This window comes from Paenibacillus taiwanensis DSM 18679 (assembly GCF_000425125.1).
Lineage (GTDB): Bacteria > Bacillota > Bacilli > Paenibacillales > Paenibacillaceae > Paenibacillus_B > Paenibacillus_B taiwanensis.
On sequence record NZ_KE384308.1, the window covers coordinates 89079 to 108382 of the forward strand.

Sequence of the window (19304 nt, forward strand, 5' to 3'; positions counted from 1 at the left end):
GTGTTTCCGAGCCTTTAAGTGGTATTTTCATGTTTTTTCATTATAGTTTTCAAAACAGCCTTACTTTTTACGTGTTCGTTCGATTTCCAACAAACTTCGCCTATGGGTTCGCTGAAGCCAACGCGTATATCTCCACATTAACGTATTAAGTGACATTCGCTTCGGAAATGCCACATACTGCGACTCCCATTCTTGTTCACTCCAGGTCTGCCAGCGATAACGCTGGTTGTAGAGCAAAAATTGACCGCGCAATCTTCGGTACATGGCGATGGCAGAACGCTCCGTCCATGAATAAGGTGCAAGAGACGTCTCAACGTGTGCGAGCGGAATAAAGCCCGTTTCTAGTACGACTCCTTTATGGCGTGCCCATGTATACAAAGTATGAAGCAAGTGATGATCTCCATTCGTTACTTCGCTTGGTTCATACTGCTTCGCCATACTAGTGCAGCGCATATCCTCAATTACGAGCCGCCCATTATCCGTGTCAAGCAAAACGATCGCATAACCTGTCCATGTGTCATGTGAAGCAGGCTGCAATACAAATAAATAATGTGAGCCATTCATCAAATGTAAGGCACGTGTAAAGCCTTGTACATATTCTGCGTTTACATTTGACCATTTAGCTATGCTGGCTAGCAGATGATTTTGTACAGATTGGTCCAACGGAAAGTCATACCGCTCTACATGACTTCCATCAGGAACTTGTTCTGTGATCGTACCTTCCATTCGGAGGAGCGCACGCTCTCCAATTTTGAAAAAGTCGTTGCCATAGTCGTGCAGAAGTGGCATCCACTCCGAATTGACTTGCGTAAATACGACTTCATATCCGAAACGGTCAGCTTGTGCATACAATTGCTGCATCACTCTGGCTCGATACTTGGCATCTATTTGTGGTAAGCCAAGCACGAGCACTCGCCTACCTCGGATTACAATAGGCAGTTGCATGCCGGGAATGTCTGTTTCGTACATTCGTTTATAAGGTACATGCTCATAGATCCAACCGTTAGGCACAGACTGAAAATAATGGCGATCATAATACGACCATTCACGCCCAAACGGCTCACGATTATGGTGTTCAAATGCTGCCCAACCAATACTATACAGACAAACAAATACAATACCAGCTGTAACGATGGAAATGGCCCATTCGTCTTGTGACAGCAAATAACTGCCAAACTCGATTGAATCGTGCAGGGAACTGAACACCTTGCCAATCATCAAGTACATCCATACGACGATGAGCATAAATAACGTGCTTACAATAGTTGCAGCTTTCGTAATGGGATACCGCAGTCTTGTGAACTGGCTGCGCAGTAAAAAGACAAACAAAAGCATACCAAGCAGCCACAATGTATGTCGAATGCTTGTTCCCAACAAAAACGTAGCAGTCGTACTTATAAGTAACGCAATTAATGTAATATAATAGGCGCGCAGCGTTCTTTCGAATAGCCCTTTTAACATCATCAATATAAGGAAAGCAGACCCGATAATCATACCGTTTACAATCGGATAAGCACTTTGAGAATTTAGCCACGGTATACGGACAAACGATTGTCCTAGCTCAGGTGTTGTAACACCGTACGCCAGCAGAAAGATAGACGTCATAAACAATAAAATAGTGATAGACCAAGCAGATAAACTCATCCAGACGGAGCGTTGTATAAACCAGAATATACTTCCCGATTCAATGTAAGAGCTGAATTTGGGATGATCCTCCCATTTTCTCACGGCCACCCCGCCAAATTCAAATGCAGCAAAGATGAGGCCTAATCCAAAAGGTATAAAATAATAAATAATACGGAATAACAGCAAGCCTGTAAATACCAAATGATCTTCAACGCCAAGTGCTTGCATCCCTATGAGATAAGTAATATCAAATGTACCAAATCCACCGGGAACCATACTGATAATGCCAGCCACAGCACTAACGGTATAGATACCGATTACTTGTATGTAACTTACAGGGACGTTTAAGCACACTAATATTGCGTAAGCAACTGTCCCCGCTGCCAACCATTCTATAAACGACACTAGCGTATAACCAAATGTCAACCCTACATTGGCATGGTGCCGTCCTTTCCAACGTGATAGCAGCAGATATGTCGGAAAAAAAAGGGCAATCCCGATCAGCACGATCCACAGCCAGCCCTTGGCATTTAGCAGCTCTTGTGCCGGAAATACGCCGATAATAACAAGAATAGATAGCAAGGATAGGCCACTGATCATCGAGGGGGCCATCCAGGCAATGGCCAGCAGCAAGCGAGACCTATCTTTAGACACTGATCGATAAAGTACGGTTCGAACCCCAACACCTGCCACTCCGCCAAAGCCAAAAATACCGTTAAATGTGTTGGCTATCCAAGACACACGAAAAATTTTACTCCATCTCATCTTGGCTCTAATTGAGCGCAGCAGCAGCACATCATAGAAAAACATCGTAGAAACCGCTAAAATGCCTAATATCATAAGCCCAGTAAAGTTCTCGCTCGACAACAAGCGAACGGCTTTTAACGACTCCGAGATGGAAAACCGAGACAGCTCTTTCTTACCTTGGACAATAACAAATAAAATAACAGCCAACGGAAATCCGATCTTAAAAGATTTTACGAGCCAACGTTGGCGGAATAGCGCTTGAAGCTTTGACTTCATTGCCTTCATACGCACTCCTCCTTTGGTGAAGCAATAGCCAGTCATTTCTATTGTATTATATAGTTTGGGAACGTTTTGCGTCAGTTATTCATATCACGTCGTCTTTATCCGCTACATCCATGCAGCCAAACGAGACATGGCTTCTTCTTTCTGCTTATCATTGACGTGCGTGTATACTGTTGTGGTTTGAATAGAAGCATGTCCCAACATTTCCTGGACCGTTCGGATATCGGTGCCACTACGCACGAGCATGGTCGCGAACGAATGCCGCAGCTTATGACAGGAATACGATCTGCCCTTTCCTGCATATTTGTTTTGTCCGTCATTCCATGGCATTTGTTCAAATATAAGACTGGCGATAGCTTGAATGTTCCGGATCGAGAGTCTACGTCCCTTCTGAGAAATAAATAACGCATCCTCGCCAGCTCGCCAGGGCTGCAATCGTTCTAGCAGCGATAGTTCAAGCTGCTGTACAACTGGCTCAGGCAGCGGAACGGTTCGCCACTTGCGGCCTTTACCTAACACCTCAATGGTACGACGTTCGCGGTGATAGTCGGAAAGATTAAGTCTATGTACTTCACCGACACGTAAGCCTCCATATGCCATCAGCATTAGAATCGCTATGTTACGGTTGCGATATTTGCCGTCTACTCCTTGAATGAGCTCTCTAATTTGAGGTGGCTCCAAATATACAGGAGCACGTTGTGACTCCGTTTTCGACTTTTTGACTTGCAGCGCTGGATTTACGTCTGTGATCTCTAATTCATTTAACGAGCGATAAAAACTGATAAGCGCACAATGTTTGCGATTGCGTGTTGAATCACTGACACCTGTAGATTTAAGTTGTGCCAAATAGGACAATACTTGCAAATTTTTAACGTCTGTTACTGGTTTGCCGTTTAATGTTTTGAGAAATTGATGCACATCTCCAATATAATTTCGCTGTGTATATGCGGTGTAACCGGCATTTGTCATCCACAGACGAAATGCCATAAGTGATTCTTCATATTTGTCCTCGATTTCTATTCGATTCCAAACGGTAGCGGTCATCAAGAGAATCTCCTTTCCTATCCTGCCATTTCAGCGGCATTTATCGCAAATGGTGCGTATAAAATAACTGCGTATAATCATTATTATACGCAGTTTACGTTTAATGACGCAAATATTGAGCTTCGTTAATAGAATTACACAAGCTTTTGCGGTATTTCGGGTGTAGTTTTCAGGTGTGATCTTTTACACAATTTAATTCTTGACCCCTCTTTCTGTTTCGTTATAATAGAATTAACTCAACTTCCACTCCATTATTTGCCTTTTGTATTTTCCAGCACGCCTTATCCGATTTACCATCACAACTAGACAAGCCTCCACGTAATGTAAGGTATACACCTTTTAACTCTCATCTTTTCACTTTTTCAATGATTCCAATGAAGAGGTCATCAGTACGTGTACAATTCTCACAATTAACGGTTACCTATGCTGCAGATGATCATCACCTAGAGTAGAGCAAGCAATTGTTGTGTTTGTGCGTTTGAGTTGTAAACGCTGTCAATTGAAGGGTGATGTAGTCTTTATATTTAACCGTTTAACTTTTGCGGAGAGATGCACGTGTAATGGAGGAACAACATAACTCAGGTTCAGTTGTTTATGACATGAGGAATAATGCTGTCATGATGAGATTAGCGCTTATATTCTATCATGTACCACGCAGGCAAGAAGGAAGTTGAGGAATAGCAGAAGCCGGAGGTGAGCTTTTAGACGTTACAAGTTGTTTACACAGGAATAACACGCGAAGCATGTTATACACCTAATCTACCCACACTAGGAGGTTCCAATTAATGAATTCATATCGTCTATCGTTACCGAAACTATCTCCACTTGCAGCAGTTGTTATTATGGCATTACTGCTGGCAGCATGTTCTTTTGTATTTGCAAGTAAAGCCTCTGCACATGGTTACATTGAATCTCCGGCAGGCCGCGCATTACAATGCAAGCAAGGCACTAACACAAACTGTGGCGCCATCCAGTATGAGCCACAAAGTATTGAAGCGCCAGGGAACTTCCCTGTTGGCGGTCCTGCTGACGGCCAGATTACAGGTGGCGGCATTTACCCTGAATTGTATGAGCAAACGACTACACGTTGGAACAAAGTAAACTTGAACGGTGGAACAAACACGTTCACTTGGAAGCTGACAGCTAACCATGCAACAAGAGAATGGAAATATTATATTACGAAGGCAAATTGGAATCCAAACCAAGCTTTAAAACGTTCCGATTTGGAGCTGTTCTGCCAAATTAATGACGGCGGTGCAAAACCACCTACTTCCGTCAGCCATCAATGCAACGTTCCAACAGATCGCAGTGGCTACCATCTCATTCTTGGCGTATGGGAAATTGCAGATACACCTAATGCATTCTATCAAGTAATTGATGTAAACTTAACGAATGGAACTGGTACACAGCTGCCTTCAGTTCCAGCGAATGTTGTGTCACCTGCACAAACAGTAAGCAGCATTCAATTAACTTGGTCTGCTTCTACTGCTTCAGCTGGTATTCAAAATTATGAAATTTATCGTAATGGTAACTTAGTAGGAACTTCGACAACAACTTCTTATAACGATACCGGTTTAACAGCAAACACCACATATGTATACACCATTAAAGCAGTTGATACGGCTGGTAACAAGTCTGCTGCCTCTGTCGCTCTTTCTAAGAAGACATTAACGGATGGTGGCACTGCGTACCCAGCTTGGAATGCAGGAACTGTGTACTTGGCTGGCGACAAAGTAAGCTACAACGGCGCTAACTATGAAGCGCGCTGGTGGACGCTAGGCGAAACACCGAGCAGTTCTTCTGCTGTTTGGAAATCTATTAACTAAGTCTCAAGCAAGAAGGACTTGCCAATTGGCAAGTCCTTTTTTTACTTGAGATATAACCTGAGCAAGCAAAGCTTAGAAACTCCACATCAGCTATATCGTTAATGATCTCTCCCAAAGCTGCTAACGCTTAATAGCTTTATGAATCCAGCATTAATACACCATGACCTTCCACTGTCCGCTTGAAGCCAAGCGGCTCCGTTCGTGCCTTTAACTGCTCATAAATTTCCTGTACACTAATGGTTCTTCCAAGCTCACGTTCAAGTTCATTAATAATGAGTGCTGCTGCACCTGTAACATGAGGAACTGCCATAGAGGTTCCTGACATGACCGCATACTTCCCATCGATCCAGGTAGACAAAATCTCATTACCTGGCGCTACCAGATCTACCGTATCGTTAGTATTCGTAAATGGTGCCATATTTAACTCAATATCAATAGCACCAACACATAAAGTTTCGGGATAGGCGCCCGGATAACTAATTTCTATCGTATCCCCGCAATTGTCTCCCTCATTGCCAGCAGAACAGATGATAGCAATGCCAGCAGACACCGCACGTTTAATAGCTTCGTGCAAGGCTACGTTATGGTGTGCCGAGCCGAGTGACATGGAAATAACACGTACTCGCTGCGTACCCTTTCTCCAAGCGATGGCGTAATCCAGAGCAGCTACAACCTGTTGAATTTGTGCCAATCCATCTGAGCCTATTACTTTCAAAATGAGTAAATCTGCTTCAGGAGCAACTCCTGCTACACCATAATTGTCCAAATTGGCGGCTATTGTTCCTGCAATATGAGTGCCATGTCCACTTGTATCTGTGTAATCCTCCACGCCACCGTCTTGCGTAAAATTCCTTCCTGAAACAATTCTGCCAGACAGATCCGGATGATCGACCTGACAGCCAGAATCGAGAATCGCAATGACGATTCCGTCCCCCCGCTGACTTTCTTCCCATACATCAGGCGCTGATATTAACGATACGCCAGGTGGAATCTCCTGTTTATTGTTCGTAATATCTACAATCCGCACAGGAGGCAAAAACATATGTAGATCCATCTCTATTACCCCTTACTGCTAAATCTAGCTAGTTACTCAAGCCTTTAAGCTACGCTAAAGACGACGAGCACTCACTTTTTAAACAAACGCTATAGGCTACGAGTAAACTTTGAATTGGAGTAACCTATCAAATCCGAAACATGACTTAAATAAACCAAATGTTATCATACCATTATTTGCTATATGAATGCCAGAAGCAGCATGTGTATTTATTTTCTCAACATAACAAAAAAAGCCAAGCATTATGCTCGACTTCTCCGTAACGGTTTGTTTAGTTCATTCCTGCCGCATATTTTAACTTTACTGGCATGTTGTGCACACACCGAATATATCGAATGGTTCCCGTACCCGCTCGCATAATGACCGAATGTGTTTCAACCCGTTGACCTGGCAAATGACGTACTCCGTTTAACAAGTCGCTATTGGTTATCCCCGTCGCCGCAAAAATAACATCCCCCGAACCTACAAGGTCTTTCATCGTGAGTAGGGCGTCCGGATTTGGAATACCCATTTTTAAGCAGCGCGCATATTGTTGTTCGTTTTCCACCATAAGTCGGCCTTGCAGCTCGCCACCGAGACATCTCAAAGCTGCTGCTGCCAGTACACCCTCCGGCGCACCTCCTGAACCGACATACATATCCACACCACATTCAGGGATTGCTGATACAATGGCACCAGATACATCACCATGATCGAGTAGTTTGATCCGAACACCATTGTTTCTTAATGCCTGTACTAGGTCGCTATGCCGCTCACGCTGCAAAATCATAACTGTCAGGTCCTCCACAGATTTACCCAGTGCGTATGCTGCTTTTTCCAGTGTCACCTCAATAGGATCATCCAAGCTAACGTGTCCGGCAAGCGCAGGGCCAACTGCGAGCTTCCGCATATACATATCCGGTGCATGCAAAAACTGTCCCTTCTCCGCGATAGCAATAACCGACATTCCATTATTTAACCCGTTTGCGACAACTTCGGTGCCTTCTAATGGATCTACCGCGACATCCACCTCCGGCCCTAAGCGGCTGCCTACCTTTTCACCGATGTAAAGCATCGGGGCTTCATCCATTTCTCCTTCACCAATGACGACGGTGCCATCAATCGGAACCGAGTCGAACATTTCGCGAATTGCACTTGTAGCAGCATGGTCTGCGCTATGCTTGTCACCCCGTCCTATCCATGAGGCTGAAGCTAGGGCACCGGCCTCCGTAACACGCGCGATTTCCAGAGCTAGTTGACGATCCATCTCCAGCTCCCTCCTCTTTTCTCTTATGATATAAAATCCATTACGATGCCAGCCGTTTCTTCAATCGCCTTGTCTGTAATATCAATGACTGGACAACCTAAACGATCAAATAATGAGCGAGCATATTCCAGTTCCTCCACAATACGCTCTAGCGACGCATATCGCACTAATACAGGAAGTCCCATTGACTTTAACCTTTCAGAGCGAATTTTGAGGAGGTGCTCAGCGTTCATCGTTAAACCGATTATTTTATTAGAGGAAATACGGTATAAATGCTCCGGCGGTTGAATTTCAGGAACTACAGGGTAATTCACCACCTTTTTACCTTTATGCGCAAGAAATACACTTAATGGTGTCTTGGACGTTCTGGATACACCAAGCAACACGATGTCCGCCTTAAGTATGGCGTTAAGATCCTTGCCATCGTCACACTTGACGGCAAACTCAACCGCTTCCACCCGTTGAAAATAATCATCATCCAACCGATGGAGCAGTCCTGGCATACGTTTGGGCTGATCAGCAAAAGTGTCCACAAAAGCTTGGATCATAGGCCCCATTACGTCCACAGCACGAACATGCAATCGAATGGCATGCTCCTTAATTGATGCCCGTAATTCAGGTTGAACGAGTGTATAGGCCACAAATCCGCCTGATTGTGCAACCTCTTCCATTACGATACCTAACTCTTCTTCATTACGTACATTCATATGGCGTTTAATTTTAATTTGTGGTGCTTCGAACTGACGAATGGCAGCTCGCACTACCGCTTCCGCTGTCTCTCCTACAGAATCGGATACTACCGTAATCGTATATGACGCCTTGCCCATACACTTCTGTCCTCCCGCTTACTCCTGCTCTACTTTATCGAGCAGCAGCTTGATGATTGTTGTCTTCGTAATCCGGCCAACGACGCTACAGTCCGCTTCTGACGCACCATCCGGGCAAGAAACAACCGGCAAGCTATCAACCTGATGGTGGATCATCCTGCGTGCTGCTTCCAATACAGATTGTTCCGGCGTAATCGTCACAATATTTGGCTGTCGGGTCATCACCATGCTGACCGGCATGGAGGATGCATTGGGGTTACCCAACGTCACTTTGAGCAAATCTTTACGGGAAATAACACCCGCAAGCTTCCCCTCTTCGTCTGTCACGATCAAACTCCCTATATTCTCCAAAAACAAGGTGACTACTGCATCTTGTACAGTTGTCTTTACATCGACCACAATAGGCATGCCTTGAACTTGCCCGACCTTCATATCACGCAGAACGTAGCCATCAGACTCTTTTTTCTCCGCTTTCTCGCCGAGAAAATAGCCCACCTTTGGCTTGGCCGCGATATAATCCAGCATCACGAGTAAGGAAAGGTCCGCACGAATCGTTGGTCTACTGATGGTCAGCATCTCAGCTATTTGTTCCCCTGTAATGGGGGCATGTTTTTTAACGATCTTAATGATCTCTAATTGTCGTGCTGTTAGTTCGATGTTGTATCCCTCCACTTCATGCTATATCTATCTGTTAAAGAAGAGGCACGGACTTATGAGCTACTTCTTTATGACAAGATTATAGCATTCCGGATGGGATATTCGTAACTCTCGATCTGCGCGAGTTAGCGAACATAACACCATCCGGCTGCATGTACAGTACATTTACATACCCATTTAGACCGCTTGTTCTTGAAGTGTCATTTCCCACTGCATCCGTATATGGGCCTGAGCTGCCGCAATGCGAGCAACTGGAAGTCTATATGGCGAGCAGCTTATATAATCCAATCCGACACGTTGACAGAACATAATAGACTCCACATCACCGCCGTGTTCTCCACAAATACTCGTGGTCAGCAAAGGATTTCGGGAACGGCCTTGGATGACGGCCATCTCAATCAGCTTGCCTACCCCTTCAGTATCTAATACTTGAAATGGATTGTGCGGAAGCAGCTTATTCTCTACATAATGGGTTAAAAATTTGCCTTCAGCATCATCTCGGCTGTACCCAAATGTCATCTGGGTTAAGTCGTTAGTACCAAAGGAGAAAAAGTCCGCAGACCGTGCAATCTCACCTGCTGTCAGAGCAGCACGAGGCACTTCAATCATCGTACCTACCTTATATGGACAGTTTCTTCTTTCATGTCCTAACACTTGTTCTGCCACCTGATCAACTAATTTCCGCAGCAGATGTAATTCATTGACATGCCCTACCAGTGGAATCATAACTTGTGGCTGCACCGTGACCCCGTCACATAAACAGCGGAGGGCTGCTTGAAAAATCGCTTCGATTTGCATTTCATATATTTCAGGGAACATAATACCTAATCTACATCCGCGTTGACCTAGCATTGGATTCGTTTCCTGCAATTCGCGGACTCTTCTGATCATCCGTTCTAACTCAGCACGTTCAGCATGGATATCGCTCTCTGAAGTGCGCATTAGCGCTAAACGCGTTGTCAATTCCTCCACATTCGGCAAAAATTCATGCAGTGGTGGATCAAGCAAGCGAATCGTGACGGGGAAGCCATCCATTTCTCGAAACATTTCTTCAAAATCATACCGCTGCATAGGCAACAATCGGTTTAACGCCACTTGCCGATCAATTTCCTTCTCGGCTAAAATCATCTGCTGCACAATCGGAACACGCATTGGAGATAAGAACATATGCTCAGTCCGACACAATCCGATGCCCTCTGCTCCAAACTCCCGCGCTTTACGCGCATCTAGCGGGGAATCCGCATTTGCCATTACCTTCAGGGAACGAATCTGATCTGCCCATTCCAGCATGAGCAGCAGCTCTGGGAAAATGTCCGCTTCTTTTAGCTCCAATTGACCGGGAATAACTTGACCGCTGCCACCATCAAGCGTAAGCCAGTCACCTTCTCGAATAACGATATCGTTGGCGATAAGCTGCTGCTGTTCTTCGTCTATTTTTAGAACTTCACAACCGCACACGCAAGGTTTGCCCATACCACGGGCAACCACTGCTGCATGGCTTGTCATGCCTCCACGGAGCGTTAAAATACCTTCAGCAGCGATAACACCGTGAATATCTTCTGGTGTCGTTTCGAGACGTACGAGAATGACGTCTTTGCCCGCGCGTTTCCATTCTTCAGCAGTGTCTGCATCAAATACGGCTTGCCCACATGCCGCGCCTGGAGAAGCGGGCAGCCCCGTTGCGATCACAACGTGATCAGCAGTAGCTTGCAGGGAACGATGCAATAAATGGTTCAAATGCTGTACATCAATACGCATCAAAGCTTCATCTTTTGTTATCATGCCTTCATTGACGAGGTCAACAGCCACCTTAAGCGCCGCCCTTGCATTACGCTTTGCACTTCGTGTTTGCAAGAAATACAGTTTTTCATCTTCTATAGTAAATTCAATATCTTGAATGTCTCTATAATGTTTTTCAAGCTGTGCCGCACAGGAGGATAGCTCTGCATAAACTTCGGGTAGTGCATCCTGTAGAGCTGCAATCGGTATTGGTGTTCTCGTACCACCGACAACATCTTCACCTTGTGCATTCATTAAAAATTCACCAAACAAAACCTTTTCCCCTGTAGAGGGATTACGAGTAAACAGCACGCCTGTGCCGCTATTGCTCCCCCTATTGCCAAATACCATCGCTTGCACGTTTACGGCCGTTCCCTGATCATCTGGAATGAGATGAACTTTACGATATACTTTCGCCCTTGGACTCGACCAGGATAAAAATACAGCTTCGATTGCGCCTTGCAATTGCTCCCTTACATTTTGCGGAAATGATTTATTCGTGCGCTGCTCAATCAGTCGTTTGAATTTATGAACAAGTGTAACCAACGATTGCTCTGTCAATTGCTGATCGTCTTTACATTGCTGGAGTTGCTTCTCCTCTTGCAGCACACGTTCAAAATGAATGGCCTCGATATCGTAAACAACCGAGCCGTACATTTGGATAAGACGGCGATAACAGTCGTAAGCGAATCTCCGGTTGTTGGTTTGCTGTGCCAATCCTTCTACTGTCGCGTCGTTTAATCCTAAGTTCAAAATGGTATCCATCATACCAGGCATGGACGTGACTGAACCAGAGCGTACCGATACGAGCAGAGGACAGTCTGTACCACCGAACACTCGATTCTGTTCCTTTTCCAGTTCAGCAAGTGCAAGCTCGATCTCATCCCGTAACCCCGAGGGTAGCTGGCGGCTGTTGTTGTAATAATGTCTGCATACGTCTGTTGTGATGGTGAAACCTGGCGGAACAGGAAGTCCCGCCTTTGTCATTTCTGCAAGGTGAGCGCCTTTTCCACCCAGAAGTTCTATATGTTCTTTACCGCCATTTTGGAATGAGCTCACTCTCGATACTGTCAAGCCGAAGCACTCCCCTCTTGTTTACGACAAGCTTCTTTTTCACATACCATATATTTCGTCTTCACACTATTAGTAGGCAATGTATCGATGATGTCGTCGCAATGCCGACAAATTATCGTTCCCAGATCATTCTGTCTCACATAATCAGAAATTAATTCATTGATTTGGTCCCGCACAATAATTCCCCCTTTTCATTTTGGACGAACATATACTTTACAAAATCAGTTACACGGCATGCATAAGCCCATTCGTTGTCGTACCAGGCCAATAGTTTAGCTTGCTGTCCCGCGGTCTGAATCGATAAACCATCTATAATTGCAGATTTGTTATTGCCAATGTAATCGGAAGATACAAGGGGTTCTTCGCTGTATGCTACAAAAGGCCCCAAACCTTCTTGAATCGCATTTGTAAATGCGCGCCGAATGTCCTCTTTTGTTATTTCGCAATGCAATTGTACAGTAAGATCAACCAAGGAAACATTTTGCACCGGCACTCGCAATGAGATACCTTGAATGCTCTCCGCCAGATGCGGAAGAATGTCCTTTAGTGCCTTGCCTACGCCTGTTGATGTCGGAATAATGGAGCTTCCGCACGCTCTTGCTCTGCGCCAGTCTGAGTGGGCATTGTCAAGATGCTTCTGGTCATTCGTATAAGCATGAACTGTCGTCATCCATCCCGACTGTACGCCAAATTCCTGATCCAATACTTGCAAAAGTGGTGCTAAGCAATTAGTCGTACACGATGCAGTGGAAATGAGCGCGTGATGTTCGGGGTCGTAAGTATGTTCATTGACTCCCATCACAATCGTGCAATCCAGTTCTTTTCCCGGTGCCGTTACAACTACCCGCTTAGCACCTGACTGGAGATGTTTTGATGCTTCTGAACGGCTTTTAAATTTGCCTGTTGCATCAACCACAACGTCGATTCCATACGTTTGCCAAGGCAGCAACTCCGGGTTACGTTCATTAACAATAGGAATTCGGTGTCCGCGAATCATGATGGAATGATCATCAAACTTAATGTCCTCGCCCCACCGCCCGTGAATCGAATCATACTTTAATAGATGTGCTAATTGATCGGGTGAACATGAAGAATTAATAAGGCCGATAGAAGTCCCATCTCCATGAATAAACATGCTGCGTATAACCAACCTGCCAATTCTTCCCGTTCCGCTGACACCGAGTCGTTTATGCATATATTGTTAGAACCTCCTTTGCTCTGTTTATATATTACGTCATATTTAACGACATTTCAATAAGTAATACACACTATTTAATAATTTATTTTCGCTTACATGCGATAAAGTGTGTGTTATAGAAATTCAAACGATTATATAGTACACATTATATATAAATGAAATCGATTACATGCCAACATTCCAAAAAGTTTAATCTCAACTGAATGAGTTGGGTTATACAATAGCCAAGATACATAAGACAAACCTTTCTACACATAAAGTAAGGTAAATAGTTCTGCCACAATATGAAATGGAGGAAGCAGCTTATGCCCTTGCCCTGGAAAAAAAGAAATGATGAATTTGTTGTCATTATCGTGCCTGTATCTGCGATTAAACAAATGATTATGATTGACTTTATAGGTAGCTCTGCCTTATTTATCATCATAAAGAAGACGATGTACTCTGATCCAGCCGCTTTTGTCGGCAGCTGGTTATTTCCCCCTTTGGTCAAATTTATTTTAAAAAGGATAGATGCTCAACACCTGCACACAGCAAAAAGGAGACGGCTTATATCCGTCCCCTCTTAGGCTGCTTCATACTCTATTTAATGCTATTTAATTCCCTAATAGTCCTCGTTTAGCACGCCGTTCAATAACGCCGAGACGAACATACAACCCAACCGCCCCGAATGCCAATCCCGTAATTAATCCAATCCAATAACCATAAGCACCTAGAGATGTCCAAGCTGAGAGCGCGAACCCGATAGGCAAGCCAATGACCCAATAAGAGACAAAGGCAACGATAAATACGATGTTAACATCTTTATAACCACGCAACGTTCCTTGAACAGGAGCTGCTATCGCATCTGACAGTTGGAAAAAGATTGCATACATCAAAAAAGTTTCGGTCATCGCCTTGACTGTGGAATCATTAGTGTACATAGCCGCTACATTAGAATGGAATATAACTAGGAATACCGCACAAAGTCCAGCAAGTCCAATGGCTGAAAAGACACCTAATCTAGCATACTGCTTGGCATCCTCATATCGTTTGGCCCCTACTTCAAAGCCGATCATAATCGTTAATGACATCGCAATGCTGAGGGGGAGCATGTACAATAAAGATGCAAAGTTTAATGCTGATTGATGGGAAGCAATCGTAACTGTATCGTATCCGCTCATCAATAGCGTGACCATTGAAAATACACTGACTTCAAAGAAAATCGACAAGCCGATTGGCAAACCAATGCGGAGCACTTCCTTCCATTGCGCAAGAGATACTTTCTCTAATCGTCGAAACATGCCCAAATCCTGCATCATCGTGTTACGCTTCATAAATAGAATAGCCACACTTAAAATGATGATATACGTAATTGCTGTAGCAAATCCAGAGCCAACGCCACCCAATCTTGGCATCCCAAACTTCCCGAAAATAAAAACATAGTTCAACATAACGTTAATCGGAAAAGACAACAGCGTAATAAACATTGTGACACGAGTGAGACCAAGTCCATCAATAGTCGCACGTAAAACTGTATAAATAAATACGGGAATAACACCGATACCGATAGCACTTAGGAACTGCTTAGCGACACGGCTTACCTCTGGCTCAAGTTTCATTCGATCAATCAGAGGATCCACAGCAAAAAAACCTATGATTATAACACCAATACCTATTAAAATCGATAAGTAAGCAGCTTGAATAACGCTTGATGCGATTTTGTCACGCTGCTTTGCTCCCACATATTGGGCCACTATTGGGGTAACCGCTAGAAATATGCCGCTTAGTCCTGTATATATTGGAACCCAATAACTCGTAGCAATGGCGACACCTGCCAAGTTCTCCTTATTAAAATGACCAGACATGACTGTATCAAAGAAAGTCATAAGCTGCAATGCAACTTGAGTCACAAATATAGGAAGTAAAATATAAAGCAACTGCTGGAATTTCTGTTTCTTCGAGTACGTTTGTTTCATGACATGCTTCGCAACCTCTCATCGTAATCTGACTGTACTAAGTGTATACGTTACATCTGGAAAAGGAAACCGTCAAACCTTTTTTGATATGGTAAAATGAAGAGAAGCAATACATGATAAGTAGATAAAGGAGTAAGCTGAAGATGACGATTCAGAAACAAAAAGACCGTGCACTCTTGGAACAGAAGCTTCCAACGATGCCTTGGTATATTCAACAATATATGGAGTACAAGCTGCCTGACTTATCCCCTTCTACTTTGCTCGAATACATACGTGATTATGAGATTTTTCTAGGATGGCTAATTTCCGAAGGGATTAGTGAAGGGCCTTTGCTGAAAGATGTTACTTTGCTGCAACTGGAGACGTTGCGAATGGACCACATTACGGCTTATCGGATTTACTTAACCACCTATAAAAATCAAAAGAACAGCCGTATTACGATATCTCGTAAGCTGTCCTCAATGAGATCGTTATTTCACTACTTAAGCCAGATAGCGGAGGATGAGCATTTGTACCCTCTGCTGAAACGTAACGTAATGGCGAAGATTGAGATTAAACGGGTCCATAAGCCTAAAGATAGCGCTGCAAAGTTAAAAGGAAAGCTATTGGAGGAAGAAGAAATTGAGGCGTTTATACACTATATACGTGAAGGTTATGCTGCAGATGTTGCATCAAACAAGCAAGCATTGTATGCACACCAGTTAAATGCAGCACGAGATGCTGCAATCGCCAGCTTGATCTTAAACTCAGGGCTGCGTGTCAGTGAAGTAGTGAATTTGAATATCGACGACGTTGACATGAATCATAAGCTGATCTATGTTTTCCGTAAAGGTCATAATGATGAGACTTTTAAGACCCCAGTCTATTATCGGGAACGGGCTAAAGATCATCTTGAAGTATACCTGCAACTGCGTAATACCCGTTATCATGCGCCGAAGCGAGAAAAGGCTTTGTTTCTGGCCATTAAAAATGGGGAGCAAGAAGGCAACCGGATGACCAAGCGGGCTATGCAGCAAATGGTGCTCAAATACGCGAAGCGGTTCGGCAAGCCTGCCTTGACAATTCATAAGTTACGCCACTCATTTGCTACTGACTATTATTTGCAAAATGATATTTATAAGACTAAAGAACAGCTAGGACATGCATCAACTGAAACAACTGAAATCTATGCGCATTTGACAGACAAAACAATGTCTGAAGCGATCGATCGGTAGCTAATAGCTAGTTTTATCTATATAGCACATCGTGTAGAGCTTAACGCTGCTCAACCATAAGGACGTTGTTCTCCCCTATTACGTCAGGCCAGTTCATTTACTGGCCTATATGTGGAATTACAGGAACCTCATTTTTATATTAGTTTACATAATTAATATTATGTCATTTTATTTTTGCGTATAAAAAATGCGCTATTCTGATAAACAGATCAGCGCATTTTTACAATTATACGTAAAGTCAGCTACCTTCGTCCACGCCTCGTAATACCACCTTTACCTATTCGGGTTCGGGGTGGTTTTGACTTCTTAATGGTAGGTGACTTGGAATCGTATTTCGATCCCTTGTCTTTGTCTCGTGTGATGGAGCCCTTCGAAGAAGGCGTACGGTTAAATATATTCCCCCCACTGCCCACAGTCGAGTCTTGATTGGAGCCACGGCGGAAGATAGAACCCTTTCGCTCTACCGTAATAGGAGGCGCCTTTTTCTTGTCTTCTTGCGTAGGTGCTCGATACGGTTTAGATGGGGCATATTGCCGTTGTTGTGTATATCCTCGGTATTTGCCCAATCCACTTAATGAATCAAACAATGTATCTACGATCTTGTACTGAATATACATCTCCAGGAAGCTTCGATCGTAATTTTTCTGTACGTATTCTTTGGAATCTACCTCGATCAGCGTATCTTCCGGATTTTCTGTGTCTCGCTGAAGCTGTATGACCTCATCCGGATAAACAAGGAACATTCGCTCCTTATCTTCTTTAGAGATTTGCTCCGGCTTCCTCTTATCAGCAAGTGCAGTGGCAACCGCAGGAACCTCTACTCCAGCTGCGCGGTAAACATAGGAACTGCTGTTGCCCTCTTTTGTTACCGATTCCAGGGGATACGTTTCTGAAATATCCATCTGTCCGCATGCCGTCAATAGGGGAACAATAAAGGTGACGACTAGCAGCCATTTGAGCCAATAAAGAGATTTATTATTCATGTCAGCCCCGATTAAGACTGACGGATGACACGAACGTCAGCAGGTATTACAGATTCACCCTCATATAACTGAAAGCGTCCATCCTGCCACTCAATTCGAAGCCGTTTCCGATTGTCCGATTGATACTCCCATACGTACTGCTCCCCAGGTACGCCAAACGGTGTCTGGCCTTGAACCTGCACGAGGCCGTTATACTGATCTTCCATGTAATACCAGACGCCATCCAGTTCGATCTCGCTGGGTACTTCGTCAACTGCATCTAGTCGTCCGTCAATCGCTTCATATAAGTTATAATTCCATTGCTCTCGTTTCTCTACTTGCAGGTACTGAATACGCGCACCATCACGCAGCGTGAGCCAAATCGTCGAACGTGCTTTCCATTCCGTCCGCCCTATGATTTCATAAGTCATAAGGGATACTTCACATACATCACCTGGCTGCAAACTCATCGGTGTCTTCTCGGGCTTGACCGGTTCCGGTTTCTCCATGAGCTTGCGCACCCTTTTCCATAATCCCATGTGCAGTTGCTCCTTTCATTGCACCCCTAAAAGGGAACATTTCACTCTGTTACAGACAAGCTGCGATAATAAATGCTCCAACTACGTGCAAGGAGCCGGCCAATAACGCATGGGACATCATCCCGTCCTTTGTGCCCGCTTCCAAATTAAGATTAAATGCAACTCGAAGCACGATTCGAACAATGGCCTCAATCAGGAGCAGCATAATAAAGGAAACTACAGACATCAAAAGCGCCTCGCCCAAGCTGTAAGCGACTTTTATCGATGAAGATAAAATGAAGCCTTGCGCAAACAACTTCATAATAAAGCGAGTCGTTACCGCTACGTTACCGTTTTTCATTTCTTGTATATCATTATATTTCGTGAATATAGCATCAATGCACATCAGAATAAATAACAGGACTACACCTGTTCCGGTCCATAGTGCCATAGCCTGAATATTCTGAAAGCTTACATTAAGGATGTCCAAGCTTTCTCCTCCTCTATTTCATTGCGGACATATTGGCGAACGAAGACGCTTGCGGTCAGCAAGCGTCTTCGTTCAGCAGGGCTGTTAAAATCAATTAGCTGCTCGAGCCATCGGATTTCTGCTGTTCCATCTTCTTAATAATAGCAGCGAGTTCATCTTCAACCTGTTGATTTTTGCCAAGTTGAGCGAATTCATCGTCCAAAGAACGGGCATTGCCGCTCAGTTCATTGCTAGCATCTGCTTGCGCTTCCATTTGGAGCATTTTGTCTTCCATACGCTTCAAGCCGGACATTGCCGTATCTGAACTGAAACCAGCCATTGCTTTGTTGATTTCATTTTGTGCTTTAGCAGCATTGTAGCGTGCAACGAGTGTTTCACGCTTATTTTTCATGTCTGTGTACTGCTTACGCATCTCCTCGAGCTTGCCACGAAGGTTGTCTGCTGCTACTTTGTTCTGATCATAACTTGTTTTGAACTCGGTCATCTTCTGCTCAGCGGACTTCTTCTCTTCTAGCGCTCGGCGAGCCAAATCAAGGTTACCTGCACCTACAGCAAGATGAGCCTGTTCCTCACGCTTCTTAACGAGAGCTTCTTGCTCCTCATATTGCTGCTTAAAGCGCTTCTCAATAGCGATCTGTTGAGCAACAGCACGCTCTGCTTCTTCCAAATCTTCTTGCATATCACGAAGATATTGGTCCGTCATTTTAATCGGGTCTTCGGCTTTCTCAATCAAAGCAAATACATTCGACATCGTAACATCTCTTAATCGTTTAAATAGGGACATGGTGTATGGTTCCTCCTCAAG

17 protein-coding genes are annotated in these 19304 nt (G+C 44.2%); 3 read left to right on the forward strand and 14 right to left on the reverse strand.

Annotation, left to right across the window (positions count from 1 at the left end):
- Positions 1 to 60: 60 nt before the first annotated feature.
- The gene (locus tag H509_RS25970) at positions 61 to 2658 is read right to left on the reverse strand and encodes a flippase-like domain-containing protein (RefSeq protein WP_051287406.1); all 2598 of its coding nucleotides are present in this window, start codon (positions 2656 to 2658) and stop codon (positions 61 to 63) included.
- A 102-nt stretch (positions 2659 to 2760) separates the two neighbouring features.
- Positions 2761 to 3699: a tyrosine-type recombinase/integrase gene (locus H509_RS0119120; protein ID WP_028546496.1), complete on the reverse strand. Its 939-nt coding sequence runs from the start codon at positions 3697 to 3699 to the stop codon at positions 2761 to 2763.
- A gap of 785 nt (positions 3700 to 4484) precedes the next feature.
- Here H509_RS0119120 and H509_RS0119125 point away from each other — a divergent pair.
- Positions 4485 to 5525, forward strand: coding sequence for a lytic polysaccharide monooxygenase (locus H509_RS0119125; protein ID WP_028546497.1), 1041 nt, complete (start codon positions 4485 to 4487; stop codon positions 5523 to 5525).
- A gap of 136 nt (positions 5526 to 5661) precedes the next feature.
- Here the strand turns inward: H509_RS0119125 and H509_RS0119130 are convergent, their stop codons facing one another.
- The 7 genes from H509_RS0119130 to gap form a co-directional block, all read right to left on the reverse strand.
- Entirely contained in the window at positions 5662 to 6579 is a 918-nt protein-coding gene (locus H509_RS0119130; protein ID WP_028546498.1) for a S8 family peptidase, read from the reverse strand.
- 271 nt (positions 6580 to 6850) lie between these two features.
- The gene (gene glpX / locus H509_RS0119135) at positions 6851 to 7825 is read right to left on the reverse strand and encodes a class II fructose-bisphosphatase (RefSeq protein ID WP_028546499.1); all 975 of its coding nucleotides are present in this window, start codon (positions 7823 to 7825) and stop codon (positions 6851 to 6853) included.
- Positions 7826 to 7848: 23 nt separating this feature from the next.
- Complete coding sequence (locus tag H509_RS0119140; RefSeq protein WP_028546500.1) at positions 7849 to 8652, reverse strand: pyruvate, water dikinase regulatory protein; 804 nt, start codon at positions 8650 to 8652, stop codon at positions 7849 to 7851.
- 18 nt (positions 8653 to 8670) lie between these two features.
- Entirely contained in the window at positions 8671 to 9324 is a 654-nt protein-coding gene (locus tag H509_RS0119145; RefSeq protein WP_051287408.1) for a CBS domain-containing protein, read from the reverse strand.
- Positions 9325 to 9486: 162 nt separating this feature from the next.
- Positions 9487 to 12162, reverse strand: a complete 2676-nt coding sequence (gene ppdK / locus H509_RS25975) for a pyruvate, phosphate dikinase (protein WP_051287410.1) — start codon at positions 12160 to 12162, stop codon at positions 9487 to 9489.
- Complete coding sequence (locus tag H509_RS28810) at positions 12159 to 12338, reverse strand: GapA-binding peptide SR1P (RefSeq protein WP_036698173.1); 180 nt, start codon at positions 12336 to 12338, stop codon at positions 12159 to 12161. The genes ppdK and H509_RS28810 overlap by 4 nt, the downstream gene beginning before the upstream one ends.
- The gene (gap, locus tag H509_RS0119160; RefSeq protein WP_028546502.1) at positions 12314 to 13357 is read right to left on the reverse strand and encodes a type I glyceraldehyde-3-phosphate dehydrogenase; all 1044 of its coding nucleotides are present in this window, start codon (positions 13355 to 13357) and stop codon (positions 12314 to 12316) included. The genes H509_RS28810 and gap overlap by 25 nt, the downstream gene beginning before the upstream one ends.
- A 308-nt stretch (positions 13358 to 13665) precedes the next feature.
- Between gap and H509_RS0119165 the strand changes: the two genes are divergently transcribed.
- Complete coding sequence (locus tag H509_RS0119165) at positions 13666 to 13926, forward strand: hypothetical protein (RefSeq protein ID WP_028546503.1); 261 nt, start codon at positions 13666 to 13668, stop codon at positions 13924 to 13926.
- Between the two features lie 27 nt (positions 13927 to 13953).
- Here H509_RS0119165 and H509_RS0119170 read toward each other — a convergent pair whose 3' ends face one another.
- Positions 13954 to 15315: an MATE family efflux transporter gene (locus tag H509_RS0119170; protein ID WP_028546504.1), complete on the reverse strand. Its 1362-nt coding sequence runs from the start codon at positions 15313 to 15315 to the stop codon at positions 13954 to 13956.
- Positions 15316 to 15458: 143 nt separating this feature from the next.
- Between H509_RS0119170 and xerS the strand changes: the two genes are divergently transcribed.
- Positions 15459 to 16529, forward strand: coding sequence for a tyrosine recombinase XerS (xerS, locus tag H509_RS0119175; protein ID WP_028546505.1), 1071 nt, complete (start codon positions 15459 to 15461; stop codon positions 16527 to 16529).
- A 242-nt stretch (positions 16530 to 16771) separates the two neighbouring features.
- Here the strand turns inward: xerS and H509_RS0119180 are convergent, their stop codons facing one another.
- The 4 genes from H509_RS0119180 to H509_RS0119195 form a co-directional block, all read right to left on the reverse strand.
- A complete protein-coding gene (locus H509_RS0119180) occupies positions 16772 to 17512 on the reverse strand; it encodes a DUF4247 domain-containing protein (RefSeq protein ID WP_028546506.1) in 741 nt (246 codons plus the stop codon).
- A gap of 11 nt (positions 17513 to 17523) precedes the next feature.
- Positions 17524 to 18030 (reverse strand): DUF4178 domain-containing protein, encoded by a 507-nt coding sequence (locus H509_RS0119185; protein ID WP_028546507.1) that lies wholly within the window; start codon positions 18028 to 18030, stop codon positions 17524 to 17526.
- A gap of 49 nt (positions 18031 to 18079) precedes the next feature.
- Complete coding sequence (locus H509_RS0119190) at positions 18080 to 18499, reverse strand: DUF350 domain-containing protein (RefSeq protein ID WP_028546508.1); 420 nt, start codon at positions 18497 to 18499, stop codon at positions 18080 to 18082.
- Between the two features lie 94 nt (positions 18500 to 18593).
- On the reverse strand, positions 18594 to 19283 hold the full coding sequence (locus H509_RS0119195; RefSeq protein WP_028546509.1) for a PspA/IM30 family protein: 690 nt from the start codon (positions 19281 to 19283) through the stop codon (positions 18594 to 18596).
- Between the last annotated feature and the right edge of the window lie 21 nt (positions 19284 to 19304).